We start from the raw sequence: 15,588 nt of genomic DNA, 5'->3' as shown, positions 1-15,588 counted from the left end.
TCACATGCAATCAACACGCATCGATCAGAAAATCGCAACGCGCAAGGTCCGCCGCACCGATCATGCCTGCGGCTTCACCGAGCTGTGTGCTCACGATCCGGGCAAGCGGCCGGTGACCAGCACCGGTGACCAGTCGCGCATAGTGGCCCCGCGCCTCATCCAAGAACTGACTCGACGAAGTCGCCACGCCGCCCGCGATGACGATCAAATCTGGATCGTAGACGTCGCTGACCAACGCAAGACCGACCCCGAGCCAACGAGCAAAGTCGGCCATCGTTCGTCGCGCGATCTCATCGCCGCCCTGCGCAGCGGAGGCGATGCGGCGGCCGGTCAGTGATCCCGGATCGAGAAAAACCTCGCGCGCCAATATTGTGGACGACGCTTGGTCCGAAGCAAGGAATTCGACAGCAGTATCGACGAGAGCAGTTCCGCTGCAATACCGTTCCCAGCATCCGCGCTTTCCGCACGGGCAGGCGCGACCGTCGGGGACGACCTGGATGTGCCCCAGCTCCGGTGCAACACCATAGCTACCTCGATAGATCCGACCATCGATCAGGAGTGCGGCTCCGATTCCCGTCCCTATCGACACCATCACCACGTTCCGACCGCCTGCCGCCGCACCGAAACGATATTCGGCCCATGCAGCCGAATTGGCATCGTGTTCGAGAAGAACCGGCAACCCGATACGCTCGCTCATCTGACTGGCCACCGGAGTGTCGATCCACGGCAGGTGCGGCGCGAATCGTACCGAGGTTCGGTCGGAGTCGATGAACCCTGCGACCGCAAGCCCTACCGCGGAAACAGAATGTCGGCCGGCCAGTTCCTGGACAGCTCGATCGAGACCGTGCTCGAGAGCGGCAGCCGAATGAGGCGTCGGCGACTGGGCGGAATCGATGACCTGACCGGACGAGTCGACGACGGAGGCACGCAGGCTGGTACCACCGACATCGATACCGATGGTGAGCAATTCCCGATGCCGCTTCATTGCTGACCTTTCCAGTGCCGCCCAGCCCCCGAAGAACGACATCGACGCTCTTTACCGACTCCCACCGGATCTTCCAGTTCCAAAATCCCGCAGCTGTCCCGATCGGACTACATCGGATCCTTGACAGTGACGGTAATCGGTACGAATCCCCCTCGTCGAACTACCGGTTCTTCCGTGTCCGGTGCACCAGCCTGATCCGTCGGGTGATCCTGACCATGCCCGTCGGTGTCGGTGTCAGCTCCTGGGTCCTGGGTTGTCGCTGTCGAGGCGTGCGTCGCTTGCGACGCCGGACCATCCATGTGCTCGGCAACCAATTGCCGGATCATTGCGATGACGGTGGCACCCTCGGTCGCGAGCAGTGTGAGTAGATCGTGCTGCTCGCCCCTGATCAACGCAGACAGTGCACACACCGGGCACCAACTGCATCCCTGACGTGGGCGCTCCTGTTGATCGGTGACAGCTTGGCGAAGCATCGGCTCGACGCGTGTGAGCACAGTTTCTGCCAACGCCCACAGCTCGGCTGCGACGTCGGAATGCTCGGTGGTCATCTACAGCGTCACCTTTCAGGCCGGCCACAGGGCCGGATCGGGCCGGAAACGGACCACGAGATTACCGGATTCGAACTCGGCACCGAGAACTACACAACGACGCAGAACCGAAGCCAGGCGAACCCGCTTGCGGGTTCCGTCGGCACCGATGATCACGTCGTCCTCCACTCGCCCGAGACTGACCGTCGACGGGTCCACTACCGGTAGACGCAGCGTCATAGTGTACACCGATTCCAACCCCGATCCCGACTCGTGCGCCACCACTGGTTTATCGAACTGGCGTGCGACACCCGCCCCACCCGGTCGGCTGGACCCCGCCCGGTTCGACACCGTGACGACACCCACCCGAGTTTCCAGCGCGCCGAGAGATACCAACCCTACCGGTTCGTCTGCACTTTGTTCCACGACCAGCAACGAACAATCCTGCGCAAGCTGCTCGACGTCGGCAAGGCAGGCCTGCTGGGCTGCACGCCAACTTTCGAACCAGAATACCGCCGGGTGCACACCTACAAGCCCCATCGACGACGAATTCAGCTCGGGCAGAACCTTGTTGACGATCACCTCGGCGACCGGCAACCCCATCAATGCAGCCGCGGACATGGTCCGACGGGCCTCCGCGACCCCGACCGAATCCGGCGTCAGAACGATTGTCGCCGTCGTTCGCCGGTGATCGAACAACAGCTCACGAACTGCGTCGGCGTCTGCGAGGACGCGTTCCATCACCGCGACCAGAACAGTCAGACGTGGGTCCGTTCCGGTCCCCGCGACGACCCGATCGTGTTGGGGCCAGAGGCGTTCCAGATAGCCACACAGTAGATCCGGAAGTGCCAGGGTACGCAATGCATCAGCGGTTGCCGGAAGGTCGACGAATACTGTGTCCCAGGTTCTTTCGTCCACCAGTTCGACCAACCGATGTAACCCTAGGAGGTCCTGGGCTCCGGGCGCGCCGACAATCTCTTCAGGGTCGATACCGCCGAAGCGGACGCCGTGTTCGTGACCCGTCCCTGCCAGCGACGCAATGGCAGAGACAGATCGGTAACTCGCCTCCAGTAGCGCCAGAGTATTCAACTCGAGAACATCGAGTCCCTCGGCCACAGATCGGGGCCTGTTGACGACCGGTGACGTCGAACCATCCAAAGCTGGGCGTCCGAGAACATCGAGCAGCGAATGTGCCTGATCGAAGGACACCACCAGCACTCGACGCCCCGACCTGGCGTCCTCGATCGCTGTTTTGGCGGCAAGCGTCGTCTTGCCTGCTCCGCCCTTGCCGACGAACAGTCGGACTTCGGTGCGGGCGTCGGCGCGAGCCTCGCTCAGCCTTCGACTCGCTTCTTCAGCTCTTTGAGCGCGGTATCGGTGATGACCTTCTCCGCTTTGCGCTTGAACAACCCGATCATCGGAATGTTCAGATCTACCGTCAACTCGTAGACGACATCGGTCCGTCCGTCGCCGGCGTCCTTCAACGTGTACGACCCCGACTGCGACTTCTGCATTTCACCCGATACGAGCTCCCACGCCACGGCCATTCCATCCGGCGCCCAGTCGTAGCGAAGTTCGTAGGTGTCCTTGACCATTCCGGCGTCCAGGACGAACTTCACGCGGTCCGCTCGACCGTTCGAGCCGGTAGCGAGCACCTCCACGGACTTCGCTGCCGAGACCCAGGACGGATACGCGTCGAAGTCTGCGATCACGTCCATTACCTGTGCGGACGGAGCGTCGACGGTGATCGACCTCTGAGTTTTCTCGGCCATGCTGTTGGTCCGCTTCCTTTCTCATTTGTTGTCGATGGGCTTCGCTCGCCGGGTATCGGCGCGTGCCGTCGACACCTCTCATCACACACGATCGCCTACGGTCCGCACAACGGGGACCGTAAGCGAGAGCGCCTCCGCCTCTAGGTTCGCGCGTGATCCGGACGCTCGCCCGCAGCGCGGCCTGCCTCCAATTCACGCTTGAGCGCGAATGCCATCGACTTTCCCGCAATCCTGCGCCTGCGGTTTTCGCCGACAAGGTCGAGTCCCTCTCGCCCAGCAGGTGGTTCCGCATGCAAAAAATAATGGACGATAACGCCGTCGAGGACCGGGATTTCCTCTAGCCACACTTCCATCGTCCCAGTCAGCGCTCCGTCGATCGTCCAACGGATGCCTTTGTCGGCACGATCTTCGGACACCTCGATCCGCAGGTCAGGCCACCACGACCGCCAACGATCTCTCGGCGCCATCGCCTCGGAGACGCACGCGCCCGGAACAGCAATGAAGGTTTGATCCGCTACTTGGATACTGCTCATCGAAAGAGCTTCACATATATCTTTCGCGGCGCCGCACCTGAGGCGGTCGAACTGCTCCAGAAAGCCGGACTACAGTACAAACAATCCGAGCTACTCGTGAGTAGAGCTAACCGATCCGTTGTTGGAGGTACCCCCGTGCGTGAGTTCACTGTGCCCGCCCGATTCGAAATCGAGGACGGGGAATCGGCAGTCGATTCCGTTTTCACCCGCCGGGCTACGGCACCCGAGTCGGTGGCGTTTCTTCGCCAAGAGAACGGCAGTTGGACCGACGTCACTGCCGAGCAGTTCGCGACTCAGGTCGTATCGGTTGCCAAAGGCCTGATTGCCTCAGGAGTCGAGCAGGGTGATCGCGTTGCACTGATGTCCTCGACGCGCTACGAATGGTCGGTGCTCGACTACGCGATCTGGGCGGCAGGCTGCGTTACGGTTCCGATTTACGAGACATCATCTGCCAATCAGGTCGAGTGGATCCTGTCCGACGCCGAGCCGGTTCTGCTCGTGCTGGAAAACAAGCAGCATCGCGACGAAGCCGCCGATGTCGTCGCAGCCTCGAAGACGGTACGTAGGACGTTCCAGGTGGACGGCGCAACTGCCGATACCGGCGCGATCCACGAATTGATCGAACTCGGTGCGGCCACTGCCGACGGCGTGGTCGAAGCACGTGTCGCCGCCCTACGTTCGTCCGATCCGGCGACCCTCATCTACACCTCGGGTACTACCGGCCGTCCCAAGGGCGTGCAGCTCACCCATGCCAATCTCCTCGCGGAGTCCAAGGGAATCCGCGAGACGACGCTCAAGACACTGCTGAGAGGTGGCACGCGGACCCTGATGTTCCTGCCGCTCGCGCACGTGTTGGCCCGCGCCGTCACGATTGCAGCCTTCGATGCGGGGACGACAGTCGGCCACACGAATGACATCCCCAACCTCGTCGCCACGTTCGGGTCGTTCAAGCCGGATTTCATCTTGTCGGTGCCCCGCGTATTCGAGAAAGTATTCAACACTGCCCGACAGAAGGCACATGCCGACGGCAAGGGAAAGATTTTCGACACGGCCGCCGACACAGCTGTCGCGTGGAGCCAGTCGAAGGACGAAGGCTCGACCGGAGTCGTACTTCGAGTCAAGCATGCAGTGTTCGACAAGCTCGTGTACTCGAAACTCCGTGCTGCTCTAGGTGGTAACTGCAAGCTGGCGATCTCCGGCGGCGCGCCGCTCGGCGCACGACTCGGCCACTTCTATCGCGGAATCGGGGTACCGATCTACGAGGGCTACGGCCTGACCGAGACCAGCGCAGCGTTTGCGGTGAATACCATCGGCTATCAACATGTCGGCAGTGTCGGTCGACCTCTCCCCGGCAATACCGTCCGTATCGCCCCCGACGGTGAAATTCAGCTGCGCGGCCCTGTTGTGTTCGCCGGCTACTGGCGTAACGAAGAAGCGACTGCCGAGTCCCTGGATGACGGGTGGTTCCGTACCGGCGATCTCGGATCGCTCGACGCCGACGGGTACATCACGATCACCGGCCGCAAGAAAGAATTGATCGTCACCGCCGGCGGAAAGAACGTCTCGCCCGCAGGTCTGGAAGATCAGCTGCGCGCACATGCCCTGATCAGTCAAGCGATCGTCGTCGGCGATCAGAAGCCGTTCATCGGCGCATTGGTGACGCTCGATGCCGAAGCCCTGATCGGCTGGAAGGCGCGCAACTCCAAACCCGCAGATTCGTCTGCAGCAGACCTGGCCACCGATCCGGACCTGATCGCAGAGATCGATGCGGCGATCGATGAGGCAAACAAGTCCGTCTCACACGCCGAAGGGATCAAGAAGTACCGGATCCTGCCGAACGACTTCACCGAGGAGGCGGGCGAGGTGACACCGACGATGAAGCTCAAACGCAATGTGATCACCAAGACCTACGCGGACGACGTCGAAGCGATCTACTCCAAGTAGTCACCGGTCTGTTCCCTTGTGCCGACCACACGCACAAGGGAACAGGGCGCGGATCAGAGCAGGCTGCGCAGCTTCTGCGCGAGAGTATCCCAGCGCCAGCTCTTTTCGACCCACTCACGTCCAGCCGCGCCCATCGATGCGGCGAGCGTCGCATCGGACAGAATTCGGACGATCGCCTCGGTGATCTGCTCGACCGAACGACCATCGACTACAAGTCCGGTTTCGTTCTGCCGCACCGTTTCCGGTGCGCCACCGGACATGCCGGCGACGACCGGCACGCCGCACGCCGACGCTTCCAGGTAGACGATCCCCAGACCCTCGACGTCGAGCCCCCAGCCGCGAGTTCTGCTCGGCATCGCGAAGACGTCCGCGATCGTGTGATGCGCGGCCAGCTCTGCCGAACGGACTGTGCCAGTGAAGATCACGTGATCTTCCACGCCGCAGCTGCGGACCAGCGCGCGTAAGGTGCCCTCGTACGGCCCGCCACCGACGATAACCAGAACCGCACCGTCGATCGCCTCTCTGATCCCCTGCATCGACCGGATGAGAAAATCCTGTCCCTTGCGCGGTACCAAGCGCGACAGACACAGTATCGTCGGTCGATCCCCCAACCCGTAGCGGGCCCGAAGTTCCGCTCGCGCGCCGGAATCCGGCTTGAACTTATCGGTGTCGACACCCGGCGGCACATGCTCGAGCGCGGCCTGTGGACCGAAGGCCGACGCGAACCGTCCTCGCGTGTACTTGCTTACGTACGTCACTGTGTCGACGGAGTTGCCGATCGCTCGCAGCGTTCCGCGACCACCTGGAATCATCGACCATCCCACTTCGTGTCCATGGGTGCTGGCGATGATCGTCTCTGCCCCTGCGCGTCTGACCACTGGAGCCATCACCGCGAGCGGCGCTGCCGCACCGAACCACACACTGTCGCAATCGTGCGACTTCACAAGCTGCGCAGCTCTTCGTGCCACCAGCGGCGTCGGTAGCATCAGCGTCGTGGGGTGCCGGACCACTTCGTACGGTTGGCATGCATCGAACGCGAGATGACTATCGCCCCGCCACCGGGGGGCGTACACCACCAGCTCTTCGGGTGGGAATCTATCCGCGATGCTCTGGAGATAGGACTGGATACCTCCGGGACGCGGGGGAAAGTCATTCGTTACCAAGAGCGTCCGACCCATTGCACCACCGTAGGTCAGCTCGCATTATGCGCAACCCAAGCCCCCCAGTCCGCGATGAATGTGTCGGTTCCAGGCCCGACAGTCGCTTCGAGACCCGCGTTGATCTCGGTGTCTGTTTGCGGACCGGTTGCCAACTGCGCGTAGAGATCTCGCAGCACCGGCTCACCGTATCGCTCAGCGACGAACGCTGCCAGGGACCATGCGGATTCGTACGCGAGGGTGGAACGGAGCCCACCCGCCGAAAAATCGGAGTCTGCCGGGAGAACCGTCGGCGGTCCGCCCACCCCGACTGCACGACTCAGGGTCGGAGCCAGCGTGGCGAAGTCGACACCCGATCCGCGGTACCCCGAATAATCAGCGAACCCCTCGAGCATCCATGTCGGCGATCCGTCGATTGTGTTCGCGCGAGCGGCAATGTGCGTGAGTTCGTGACGCAGGACCGAGCGAGTAGTGAACTCGGTCAATCGCTCGGCAGCGGAGGGAGAGAAGACGACACGCTGCCCAGTCACCGGATTCCCGGGTACAACGACATCAGAGACGGACACAGCCGCCACATCCGGGCCTGCAACTCCCCCTGCCGACGCGAGGAACTCATCTGTAGAACTCGTCGTCACTATCAGCGTCTTTCGCGGCCAGTCGTCACCCACGAAGTCCGCAACTGCCTCGACCGCGGCCGGCAACTCGGTGGCAAGCCGAGAGGTGAGCAGGTTCTGCTCTTGTTTGCCCAGCACCATCGATGTTCCCCCGGCCGTCGTGATCGGCGTGGCCGTTACCGGCCCGAAGTCCCACGGTCCCCGCCAGGTATGTCGGTCGATACCTGGTACGTCTGTGTCGGACACCAGTCGCCATCTATCGTCGCGCTCGGCCACGAGCAACGAGATCGGTCTGCGGGTCGGTAGGTCATCCGGCCCGTCGATGCCATACCGAAGAACCACCGGCGGCGCCCACACGTCGGCGGCCCCCACACGCTCGGCAATTTCGGAAGGGACGGGTGTTTCCGGCTCGTCCACGATTTCGTAGCCCCACTCGGACCGCGGCACATCCGAGAGGTTCGATGCGGTGCGGATCAGCGATTGCAGGAACTCAGGCGACGCTGCCGGATCGACCAGAGCTTGCAGTTCAGCATCGTCGTTGGAGGAAACCGCATCCGCCCAATCCACCAGAAGCTGTTCGACGCCCGCCCTGCGCTGTTCCTCGTAAGGATTCGAGGGCATAGGCATAGGCATCGTCGACTCGGCCAGCGGGCCGGAGGCTGTACATCCCGAAACCCATACAAGAGCGCCGACGAGGACTGCCGCCGATAAAGATCGGCGGACAGTCATCGAGTGAACCAAGCTGGAGCTGTCAGTACCGGCGCGCACCGTAGAACGGGAACGACGCCATCGACTGAACCTTCACCGGCACCCCGAACGTCGAGGCATGCAGCACGTTGCCGTTACCGGCGTACAGGCCGACATGCGAGGCATCCGGATAGAAGAGAACGACGTCGCCTGGCTGGAGGCTCTTCTGATCGACTGGGGTTCCGCCGGCAGCTTGCGCCTGGCTGGACCGCGGGAGCGTCTTGCCGACCTGCTTGTAGGCCCACACGACCAGCCCTGAGCAGTCGAAGCCATCGGGTCCGGTAGCGCCCCACACATACGGTTTACCTATCTGCGTCAGACCTGCCTGCAGAGCGCCGGACCCCGATCCCGGAACCAATCCCGCGATGATCTTCGACAGGTCGAATCCTGGAGGTAGCGGACTGCCCGCGTAGTCACTCCGTTCGGCGCCGGACAGCGCGCTGAACGCCGCCATTACTTCTGCCGTTTGCCCTTGAAGTTCGCTCTGCTTGGCCTGCAGATCGTCGCTGACCATTTTGGCTTGATCTGCAGCCGCGCGCGCCGCGTCTGCAGCGCTACGGGAGGCTTCCTCGGCCGCAGCGGCATCGGTCGTCGCTTGCTTGAACTGCCCGACCTGCCTGGAAGTCTCCGCGGAAATGATGTCGAGGGCCGACATCTGGTCCAACAGTTGTTGGGGTGAATCGCTGACCATCACGGCGAACAGCCTGTTCGTTCGACCACCCTGATAGTTGACGTTGGCCACTTTGTCCACAGCGGGCTTCAGCTCGGCCAACGCCGCCTCGGCGACCGCGAGCGCGCTCTGATGAGTCTCGACGGCGGACTCTGCTTCGCGCTGCACTGCAGTCTTGGCATCGAGATCTATTTGCGCGTTGTGCAACGCCTCCGTCGTTTGCTCGGACTCACGAGCAAGGTCCGACAACCGCGTCTGCGCATCGGATGCACTGTCTATTCCCGGCTGCGCCTGGGCTGTTGCGGCCGGTGCGACGAGTAGACACAGCGCACAGGCTGCAGCGGCGAGGACGCTGCGTTTGGATCGAGCAACATTCTTGACTGTCGGTGTCGCCACAGAAGGTGACTCTCCGTTCTTGCAGGTGTGTCGATGAAGCAATGGCGCAGTGCAGATTTGCTGCGACGTTCGCTCATCAGTGCACAAACGACTGAAGTGCGCATGATTGGCTGAAAACAAACTCTACCCATCAGTTTCGTTACGTGGGCGAGAATGAAGTCGGATACAGCGGAACTTTTCGAACATTCGGACTTTTACACCGTCAGGACTCGGCAAGATTACGGAATCGTCACGCCAGTGTCCAACCAAGACCGGATCCAGGGGCGGACAAGCACGCCTCGGCCCGGCGAAACGACGAAACAGCACCAGGTCCGCGGCCGGCAAGACCGGGTCCTGATGCTGTTTGCGTACCGATCACACGACTCAGTATCGACGAGCTCCGTCGAACGGCATCGACGACACCGGTGCAACCTTGACGGGAACACCCGAGGTGGATGCGTGGATTACGTTGCCGCCGCCTGCGTAGATACCCGAATGCGATCCACCGTAGAAGGAGACGACATCTCCCGGCTGAAGATCGGACTGGGATACCGGAACACCAGCGGACGCCTGGTCGTAGCTCGTACGGGGCAAGCTGACGCCGGCCTGCTTGTATGCCCACTGAACCAGACCGGAGCAATCGAACGAGTCAGGACCGGATGCACCGTAAACGTACGGGGACCCGACCTTGGACTCTGCGGCCTGCACTGCTTTCGCAGCCGGAGTGACCTGCGGAGCGATGGGTGCCGGCGCGCCGGGGAGTCCAGGGACAGCCGGCAACGGGGGCAAGCCCGGGATCTCAGGTATTTCGAACGTACCGACACCCGGGATCGTGATGGGGGCCGCCATTGCGGGGGCAGCGGGCAAAATGACCGCGCCGGCAGTGATCGCACCGGCTACGAGTATTCGACGCAATTGGCGGGTTGAAGTATGTGACGCCACGAGAGGTTGTGCTCCGTTTCTTCCACTCATCCGCCGACCGAGTTAGCTGACGGGTTCGGGCTGGGAAGATCAGCCCTACCCACCGTTCGCAAAATGCGATCCGGCGGGATTCACCCCAGTAGAAATCGGGTTCCCGGTACGGCCACTCTGACGAGTACCCGATTAGGCGGTGACTTGCGACGCCACTCCTGTCTGGACTGGCGAGACTCCGCAAGGTCTCAGGAAGGTTACGAAATGGCATCCCCCCGTGTCGACCCCGACGCGCCGAAGAGGCTCGAAAATCTGAAAACCGGACTACATCGCACGTCGATCCGGGCTTGAATCACAGGACGGTAACGAAGCACCCCGGTGGGCGTCGTCGTTCTCCACGACCAAACGCAAATATGGGACGAGCCCGACCTCCGCCAGGACCCCGACAGCACCTAGTTCCGCCTGGTCGATGTCTATTTTCGACGTTGCAGACCAGACATCTACACCCGCCGAACCTGCCACTCCCGGAGCTCCGAGAAGGACGGTTACGACGCAGTCTCCGCACGCGATGTCTCGAACCCTGCAGTCACTACAATCCACCATCATGTGATCCTCGTCTCTTTTGTGTTTCAGCCCGAACTTCCGACTTGTTTCGGGCGAACTTATCGGCGAGGTACGACACGCCTTCCACGAAAACGACAACGCAGGATTCTGTCGGTACCGCCATCTACCGTCCTGTCCTGTGACCCTTCCGATCCAGCTGACTTTCGATGAACTGGACACCCCGCTACATCAGACGACTTTCGTGGTCGTCGATTTGGAGACGACGGGCGGCAGCGCCGATACCGAAGCGATCACCGAGATCGGGGCGGTCAAGGTCCGTGGAGGTGAGGTGATCGGAGAGTTCGCCACACTCGTCGATCCAGGCCGATCGATTCCGCCTTTCATCGTCGAGCTGACCGGAATCACCTCCGCGATGCTGATCGACGCACCGCGCATCGAGCGTGTACTTCCCGGCTTCCTGGAATTCGCACGGGGCGCAGTCCTCGTCGCCCACAATGCGGGGTTCGACACCGGTTTTCTCCGAGCCGCTGCCAGCCGACTGGATATCGCCTGGCCCAAGTTCCAAGTTTTGTGCACCGTCAAACTGGCGCGTCGTGTACTCACCCGCGACGAGGCCCCATCAGTGAAATTGTCGGCACTCGCATCGTTGTTCGACGTCAGCACGACACCGACTCACCGCGCCTTGGACGACGCTCGCGCGACGGTAGACGTATTGCACGCGCTGATCGAGCGTGTCGGAAATCAGGGTGTGCACAGCTACGCCGAACTCGTCGACTATCTCCCAAATGTCTCAGCCGGACAGCGTGCGAAGCGATCCCTCGCCGCCCACCTCCCCCGGACCCCGGGGGTATACCTGTTCACGGGGCCGGGCAAGGAGGTCTTGTACGTCGGTACCTCGACCAATCTGCAACGTCGAGTCCGGAACTACTTCACCGGTTCGGAAACTCGCGGCCGGATGAAGGAGATGGTCGGCCTTGCTGTCGATGTCGACTATGTCGAGTGTGCTCACGGTCTCGAAGCAGGTGTACGTGAACTCCGGTTGTTGAGCGCGCACATCCCGCCGTACAACCGCCGATCGAAGTTCCCCAAAAAGGGATGGTGGATCACCACGACGGTCGAAGCGTTTCCACGGCTTTCCGTCGTCAGAACACCGACGACCAGCTCACTCGGGCCCTTCACAGCGCGAAGTGATGCCGCGGACGCCGCGGCGCTCATCTCCGAATTCGGTTCGATCCGCACCTGCTCCAATCGCATCCCACGCACCGGCACACACGGACAGAATTGCCCACCGACCGCGGTGGGCGGTTGCGCGGCAGCGACGGCAGGTGTGCTCTCGCCCGACGACTACTCGGTGTATCCCGCGCGATTCCACGCTTTGATCGACGGCGTCGACAACTCCATGTTGGACGCGGCGCGAGTACGGGTCACACAACTCGCCGACACCGAGCTTTTCGAATCGGCAGCCCGTCTGCGTGATCGACTCACCGTTCTCGCCGACATGATCCGAAGAATGCACCGTCTCGCCGCGGTCGCAGCCATCACCGAACTCGTAGCCGCCAGGAAAACTGCGGAAGGAGGATGGGAACTCGCAGTGATTCGCAACGGGCGGCTGGCGGGCGCGGCTACCACCGCGCGTCGCGTACACCCGATGCCGGCCGTGGAGGCCATCACCGCCGCCGCCGAGACCGTCACCCCGGACGCCACTCCGCTGCGCGGCGCATCGCCCGAGGAGGTGGGCCTCATTGCCCGGTGGCTGGACTCCGACGGCGTCCGCATAGTGCGGACCACCGACGGGTACGCCGAGCCGGTATACGGCGCTGGGGCGTGGAAAGAATGGTGCAGTATTTCTCGCGCAGCATCCCGCCACGAGTACAGCGCGTCGCCGTACCCCGACCGGTACGCCCTCTAAGCTCCGGGGAGTCGCAACGTACGCGTGTTCGCGCATCGAATGAGGGAGACCCATGATCCACGCCATTGTCATGATCGACGCCGAGGCAAGTGCCATCCCCGAGACCGCGCAAGCAGTGGCGGACGTCGACGGTGTGTCCGAGGTCTATTCGTGTGCGGGAGATGTCGACCTGATCGCCATCGTCAAGGTTCGCGATCATCAGCAGATCGCCGAGGTTGTGACGCAACGGATCAACAAGGTGGCCGGCGTCCTCAATACTGCGACGCACATCGCGTTTCAGTCGTATTCGAGCGCCGATATCGACGCGGGGTTTTCGATCGGCGAGTGAGGCACATCCGCGCCGAAGCCGGTCGGATCAATCCAGCTCGTTCGACCGGCTCACCCATCGGGCCAGCAGTGTCGCTGCCGCACCGGAGTCGACAGCCTTCGTTGCGCGCACCAACCCTGCAGAGAGAGCACCGATGATGTCGCCGGCATCGATTCCTTCGGCTATTCCGGCGTAAGCAGTCAGCGCGGCTGCCGCGTTCAATAGAACTGCGTCGCGCACCGGGCCGGTCTCTCCTGCTAGAACCGCGTGCACCACTCTCGCATTGAACGCGGCGTCACCGCCTTTGAGCGCCGACAGCGGTACGTAGTCGAACCCGAAGTCCTTCGGATCGATCGTCGTTGCAGTGACCATGCCTCCGGAAACGACGTGCACGCTGGTAGTGGTGGACATCGTGATCTCATCGAGGCCGTCGTCACCGCGGACCACGAGAGCGCTCGTGCCACGACCGGCGAACACCCCTGCGACAACCGGCACCAGTGCCTCGAATGCGCACCCGATCAACCCTGATCGCGGCCGACCGGGGTTGGTGAGTGGACCAAGGATATTGAAAACCGTCGGAATGCCGATCTCCTTCCGCGGCGGGCCCGCGAACCGCAGCGCGGGATGGAATACCGGGGCGAAACAGAACCCGATACCGACATCGCGAACGCTTTCGGCAACTCCACTCGGTCCCAGACCGAACTTGACTCCCAGTGCTTCCAGAACATCGGTCGTACCGCTCTGTGACGATGCCGCTCGATTCCCATGCTTGACCACCGGAGCACCCGCTGCCGCCGCCACGATCGCGGCCATCGTCGAGATGTTCACCGTGTCTGCACCGTCGCCACCGGTACCGACGACGTCCACCGAATTCGGTTCACTATCGACAAGAGAGGCATGCGCGAGCATCGAGTCGGCGAGTCCACCCACCTCTGCCGGAGTAGGTCCCTTCATCTTGAGGGCCACCCCGAAGGCGGCAATCTGCGCGGCGGTGGCGTGATCGGACATGATCTCGTCCATCGCCCAGGCCGTATCGGCACTCGACAAATCGACCCACGACGTCAAGGCCCCCAGAATGCTCTTCCAGGTCCTGCTCGACTCGTCGTTGATCGGTGCGGTCATCATTTCCGTGCCTTCCTGAACTGACGGCCATATCTTCGGCACCGGTGTGGCCCGACCGAACCTATGACGCGGTTGCACTACGTCATAGGTTCGCAATGTGGCGAAAGCTTAGTCAGCGACGCGGCTTGCGTCGGAACCAGGTTGTAAGGCGTCCCAGCCCAAAACGATTCCACCGCGGCGTTGCGCGAGCCCAGCCATGCGAGAACGCTCTTGTGAGCAGTGCAGCGCGTCCAGCACCTGTATGCGCTGCAGGATGATCGGAACGCCTCCATCGACGGCGGGCTGGTAGCCGTTGATCTCGGGCGAATCCATCGTCATCGAACCGGGGGCCCGCTCGTAACCGTCTTGGGCAGCGATCGCCGCCGCGTCGTCGATCAGGTCCGGCGGCAGGATCAGGTGGTGCCGAAGGACGACTTCCGCATCCTCCACCCATGCATTCTGTTGTGTACCGCGTTCCAACGCCGCAGAACATGGCACGGCATCGTCGAAGGACGATGCCACGACGAGCAAATCGGTTCTGGCGGGGTCGAGTGGGATCGACCGAGCGCGCGAAAACCACCGTCGGAACCAACCCGTCTTACCGTTCGTTGACATGAGGCAACCCTTCCACGACGCCCTCACCCAAGCGTGACCGGTGCCGCCGACCAGCGCCTCTACTGGGGAAAGAGCCTGCGCCGATGGTTGCGACGCGCCAACACAGGACCCGGGTAGGCAATCGGTACTACGGGCAGTCATACTTCTCTTTGTGACGAGCGCTGTAGGGACACAAGGATCGGCAATCACCCAACGCGTGCACTCGCTGAACCGTCCTAATATGGTCAGCGTCGGCACCATAGTGTGGTTGTCGAGCGAACTAATGTTTTTCGCTGGACTTTTTGCGATGTATTTCGTCGCGAGGGCGCAGGCAAACGGCATTTGGCCACCGGAACCGACCGAGCTGAACCTCGGTCTCGCGGTACCGGTGACAACCGTTCTGATCGCGTCCTCCTTCACCTGCCAGCTAGGCGTATTCGCCGCTGAGCGCGGTGACGTCTTCGGACTGCGACGTTGGTACATCATCACGTTGATAATGGGGACGTTGTTCGTCGCCGGCCAGGGATACGAGTACTACCACCTGGTGGAAGAAGGCACCACGATCTCTTCGAGCGTCTATGGCTCGGTCTTTTACATCACGACCGGATTCCACGGCCTCCATGTGATCGGTGGACTCATCGCTTTCGTCTTCCTGATCACGCGAACGCTGGTCAGTAAGTTCACTCCCGCTCAGGCAACAGCTGCGATCGTCGTGTCGTACTACTGGCACTTCGTCGACATCGTCTGGATAGCGCTGTTCGCCACCATTTACTTCATCCGCTGATGAATATCGTTGAAGCAAGTATCTCGATTTCGTCGACAACAATGAACGTCAGGAATCAATCCCAGGCGTTCAGTCCGTCCCGACACGACAAGG

15 protein-coding genes and 1 riboswitch are annotated in these 15,588 nt (G+C 62.0%); of the genes, 4 read left to right on the top strand and 11 right to left on the bottom strand.

What is annotated here, in order from left to right; genetic code table 11:
- Window positions 1-10: 10 nt before the first annotated feature.
- The 5 genes from E5720_RS19590 to E5720_RS19570 form a co-directional block, all read right to left on the bottom strand.
- Window positions 11-985 (bottom strand): ROK family protein, encoded by a 975-nt coding sequence (locus E5720_RS19590; RefSeq protein WP_136172832.1) that lies wholly within the window; start codon window positions 983-985, stop codon window positions 11-13.
- 107 nt (window positions 986-1,092) lie between these two features.
- The gene (locus tag E5720_RS19585; protein ID WP_136172009.1) at window positions 1,093-1,533 is read right to left on the bottom strand and encodes a hypothetical protein; all 441 of its coding nucleotides are present in this window, start codon (window positions 1,531-1,533) and stop codon (window positions 1,093-1,095) included.
- 15 nt (window positions 1,534-1,548) lie between these two features.
- A complete protein-coding gene (locus tag E5720_RS19580) occupies window positions 1,549-2,757 on the bottom strand; it encodes an ArsA family ATPase (RefSeq protein ID WP_348769859.1) in 1,209 nt (402 codons plus the stop codon).
- Window positions 2,758-2,846: 89 nt separating this feature from the next.
- The gene (locus E5720_RS19575) at window positions 2,847-3,284 is read right to left on the bottom strand and encodes an SRPBCC family protein (protein ID WP_136172007.1); all 438 of its coding nucleotides are present in this window, start codon (window positions 3,282-3,284) and stop codon (window positions 2,847-2,849) included.
- Window positions 3,285-3,424: 140 nt separating this feature from the next.
- Entirely contained in the window at window positions 3,425-3,817 is a 393-nt protein-coding gene (locus E5720_RS19570; protein WP_136172006.1) for a polyketide cyclase / dehydrase and lipid transport, read from the bottom strand.
- A gap of 135 nt (window positions 3,818-3,952) precedes the next feature.
- Between E5720_RS19570 and E5720_RS19565 the strand changes: the two genes are divergently transcribed.
- Window positions 3,953-5,761 (top strand): long-chain fatty acid--CoA ligase, encoded by a 1,809-nt coding sequence (locus tag E5720_RS19565; protein WP_136172005.1) that lies wholly within the window; start codon window positions 3,953-3,955, stop codon window positions 5,759-5,761.
- 53 nt (window positions 5,762-5,814) lie between these two features.
- Here E5720_RS19565 and E5720_RS19560 read toward each other — a convergent pair whose 3' ends face one another.
- From E5720_RS19560 to E5720_RS19545, 4 genes are all read right to left on the bottom strand, one after another.
- Window positions 5,815-6,939, bottom strand: coding sequence for a glycosyltransferase family 4 protein (locus tag E5720_RS19560; protein ID WP_136172004.1), 1,125 nt, complete (start codon window positions 6,937-6,939; stop codon window positions 5,815-5,817).
- A 14-nt stretch (window positions 6,940-6,953) separates the two neighbouring features.
- The gene (locus E5720_RS19555) at window positions 6,954-8,261 is read right to left on the bottom strand and encodes a hypothetical protein (protein WP_136172003.1); all 1,308 of its coding nucleotides are present in this window, start codon (window positions 8,259-8,261) and stop codon (window positions 6,954-6,956) included.
- A 22-nt stretch (window positions 8,262-8,283) separates the two neighbouring features.
- On the bottom strand, window positions 8,284-9,345 hold the full coding sequence (locus E5720_RS19550; RefSeq protein ID WP_136172002.1) for a C40 family peptidase: 1,062 nt from the start codon (window positions 9,343-9,345) through the stop codon (window positions 8,284-8,286).
- 363 nt (window positions 9,346-9,708) lie between these two features.
- Window positions 9,709-10,296: a C40 family peptidase gene (locus E5720_RS19545; protein WP_186628336.1), complete on the bottom strand. Its 588-nt coding sequence runs from the start codon at window positions 10,294-10,296 to the stop codon at window positions 9,709-9,711.
- Window positions 10,285-10,445: riboswitch (cyclic di-AMP (ydaO/yuaA leader) on the bottom strand. It overlaps the preceding gene by 12 nt.
- Before the next feature lie 533 nt (window positions 10,446-10,978).
- On the opposite strand from E5720_RS19545, the gene E5720_RS19535 reads away from it, so the two are divergent.
- Together E5720_RS19535 and E5720_RS19530 are read left to right on the top strand one after the other, a co-directional pair.
- The gene (locus tag E5720_RS19535; RefSeq protein WP_136172000.1) at window positions 10,979-12,709 is read left to right on the top strand and encodes a DEDD exonuclease domain-containing protein; all 1,731 of its coding nucleotides are present in this window, start codon (window positions 10,979-10,981) and stop codon (window positions 12,707-12,709) included.
- Window positions 12,710-12,761: 52 nt separating this feature from the next.
- A complete protein-coding gene (locus tag E5720_RS19530; protein ID WP_084346641.1) occupies window positions 12,762-13,037 on the top strand; it encodes an Lrp/AsnC ligand binding domain-containing protein in 276 nt (91 codons plus the stop codon).
- Between the two features lie 27 nt (window positions 13,038-13,064).
- Here E5720_RS19530 and trpD read toward each other — a convergent pair whose 3' ends face one another.
- Both trpD and E5720_RS19520 read right to left on the bottom strand, forming a co-directional pair.
- Entirely contained in the window at window positions 13,065-14,138 is a 1,074-nt protein-coding gene (gene trpD, locus E5720_RS19525; RefSeq protein WP_136172830.1) for an anthranilate phosphoribosyltransferase, read from the bottom strand.
- A 108-nt stretch (window positions 14,139-14,246) separates the two neighbouring features.
- Window positions 14,247-14,732 carry a hypothetical protein gene (locus E5720_RS19520; protein WP_136171999.1) on the bottom strand — a complete coding sequence of 162 codons (486 nt, stop codon included), beginning with the start codon at window positions 14,730-14,732 and terminating at the stop codon, window positions 14,247-14,249.
- A gap of 151 nt (window positions 14,733-14,883) precedes the next feature.
- Here E5720_RS19520 and E5720_RS19515 point away from each other — a divergent pair, with 151 nt between their 5' ends.
- Window positions 14,884-15,495, top strand: coding sequence for a heme-copper oxidase subunit III (locus tag E5720_RS19515; protein ID WP_136171998.1), 612 nt, complete (start codon window positions 14,884-14,886; stop codon window positions 15,493-15,495).
- Window positions 15,496-15,588 lie beyond the last annotated feature (93 nt).

The sequence above is a fragment of the Rhodococcus sp. PAMC28707 genome, from assembly GCF_004795915.1.
Lineage (GTDB): Bacteria > Actinomycetota > Actinomycetes > Mycobacteriales > Mycobacteriaceae > Rhodococcoides.
Note: the sequence above shows the minus strand (reverse complement) of the source record. Positions and strands in the feature narration are given on the sequence as shown.

Excerpts from the sequence above, each read along its gene's own strand:
- trpD (WP_136172830.1), bottom strand. The coding sequence starts at position 14,138 with ATGACCGCACCGATCAACGACGAGTCGAGCAGGACCTGGAAGAGCATT.
- E5720_RS19520 (WP_136171999.1), bottom strand. The coding sequence starts at position 14,732 with ATGTCAACGAACGGTAAGACGGGTTGGTTCCGACGGTGGTTTTCGCGC.
- E5720_RS19575 (WP_136172007.1), bottom strand. The coding sequence starts at position 3,284 with ATGGCCGAGAAAACTCAGAGGTCGATCACCGTCGACGCTCCGTCCGCA.
- E5720_RS19590 (WP_136172832.1), bottom strand. The coding sequence starts at position 985 with ATGAAGCGGCATCGGGAATTGCTCACCATCGGTATCGATGTCGGTGGT.
- E5720_RS19555 (WP_136172003.1), bottom strand. The coding sequence starts at position 8,261 with ATGACTGTCCGCCGATCTTTATCGGCGGCAGTCCTCGTCGGCGCTCTT.
- E5720_RS19570 (WP_136172006.1), bottom strand. The coding sequence starts at position 3,817 with ATGAGCAGTATCCAAGTAGCGGATCAAACCTTCATTGCTGTTCCGGGC.
- E5720_RS19585 (WP_136172009.1), bottom strand. The coding sequence starts at position 1,533 with ATGACCACCGAGCATTCCGACGTCGCAGCCGAGCTGTGGGCGTTGGCA.
- E5720_RS19545 (WP_186628336.1), bottom strand. The coding sequence starts at position 10,296 with ATGAGTGGAAGAAACGGAGCACAACCTCTCGTGGCGTCACATACTTCA.
- E5720_RS19530 (WP_084346641.1), top strand. The coding sequence starts at position 12,762 with ATGATCCACGCCATTGTCATGATCGACGCCGAGGCAAGTGCCATCCCC.
- E5720_RS19560 (WP_136172004.1), bottom strand. The coding sequence starts at position 6,939 with ATGGGTCGGACGCTCTTGGTAACGAATGACTTTCCCCCGCGTCCCGGA.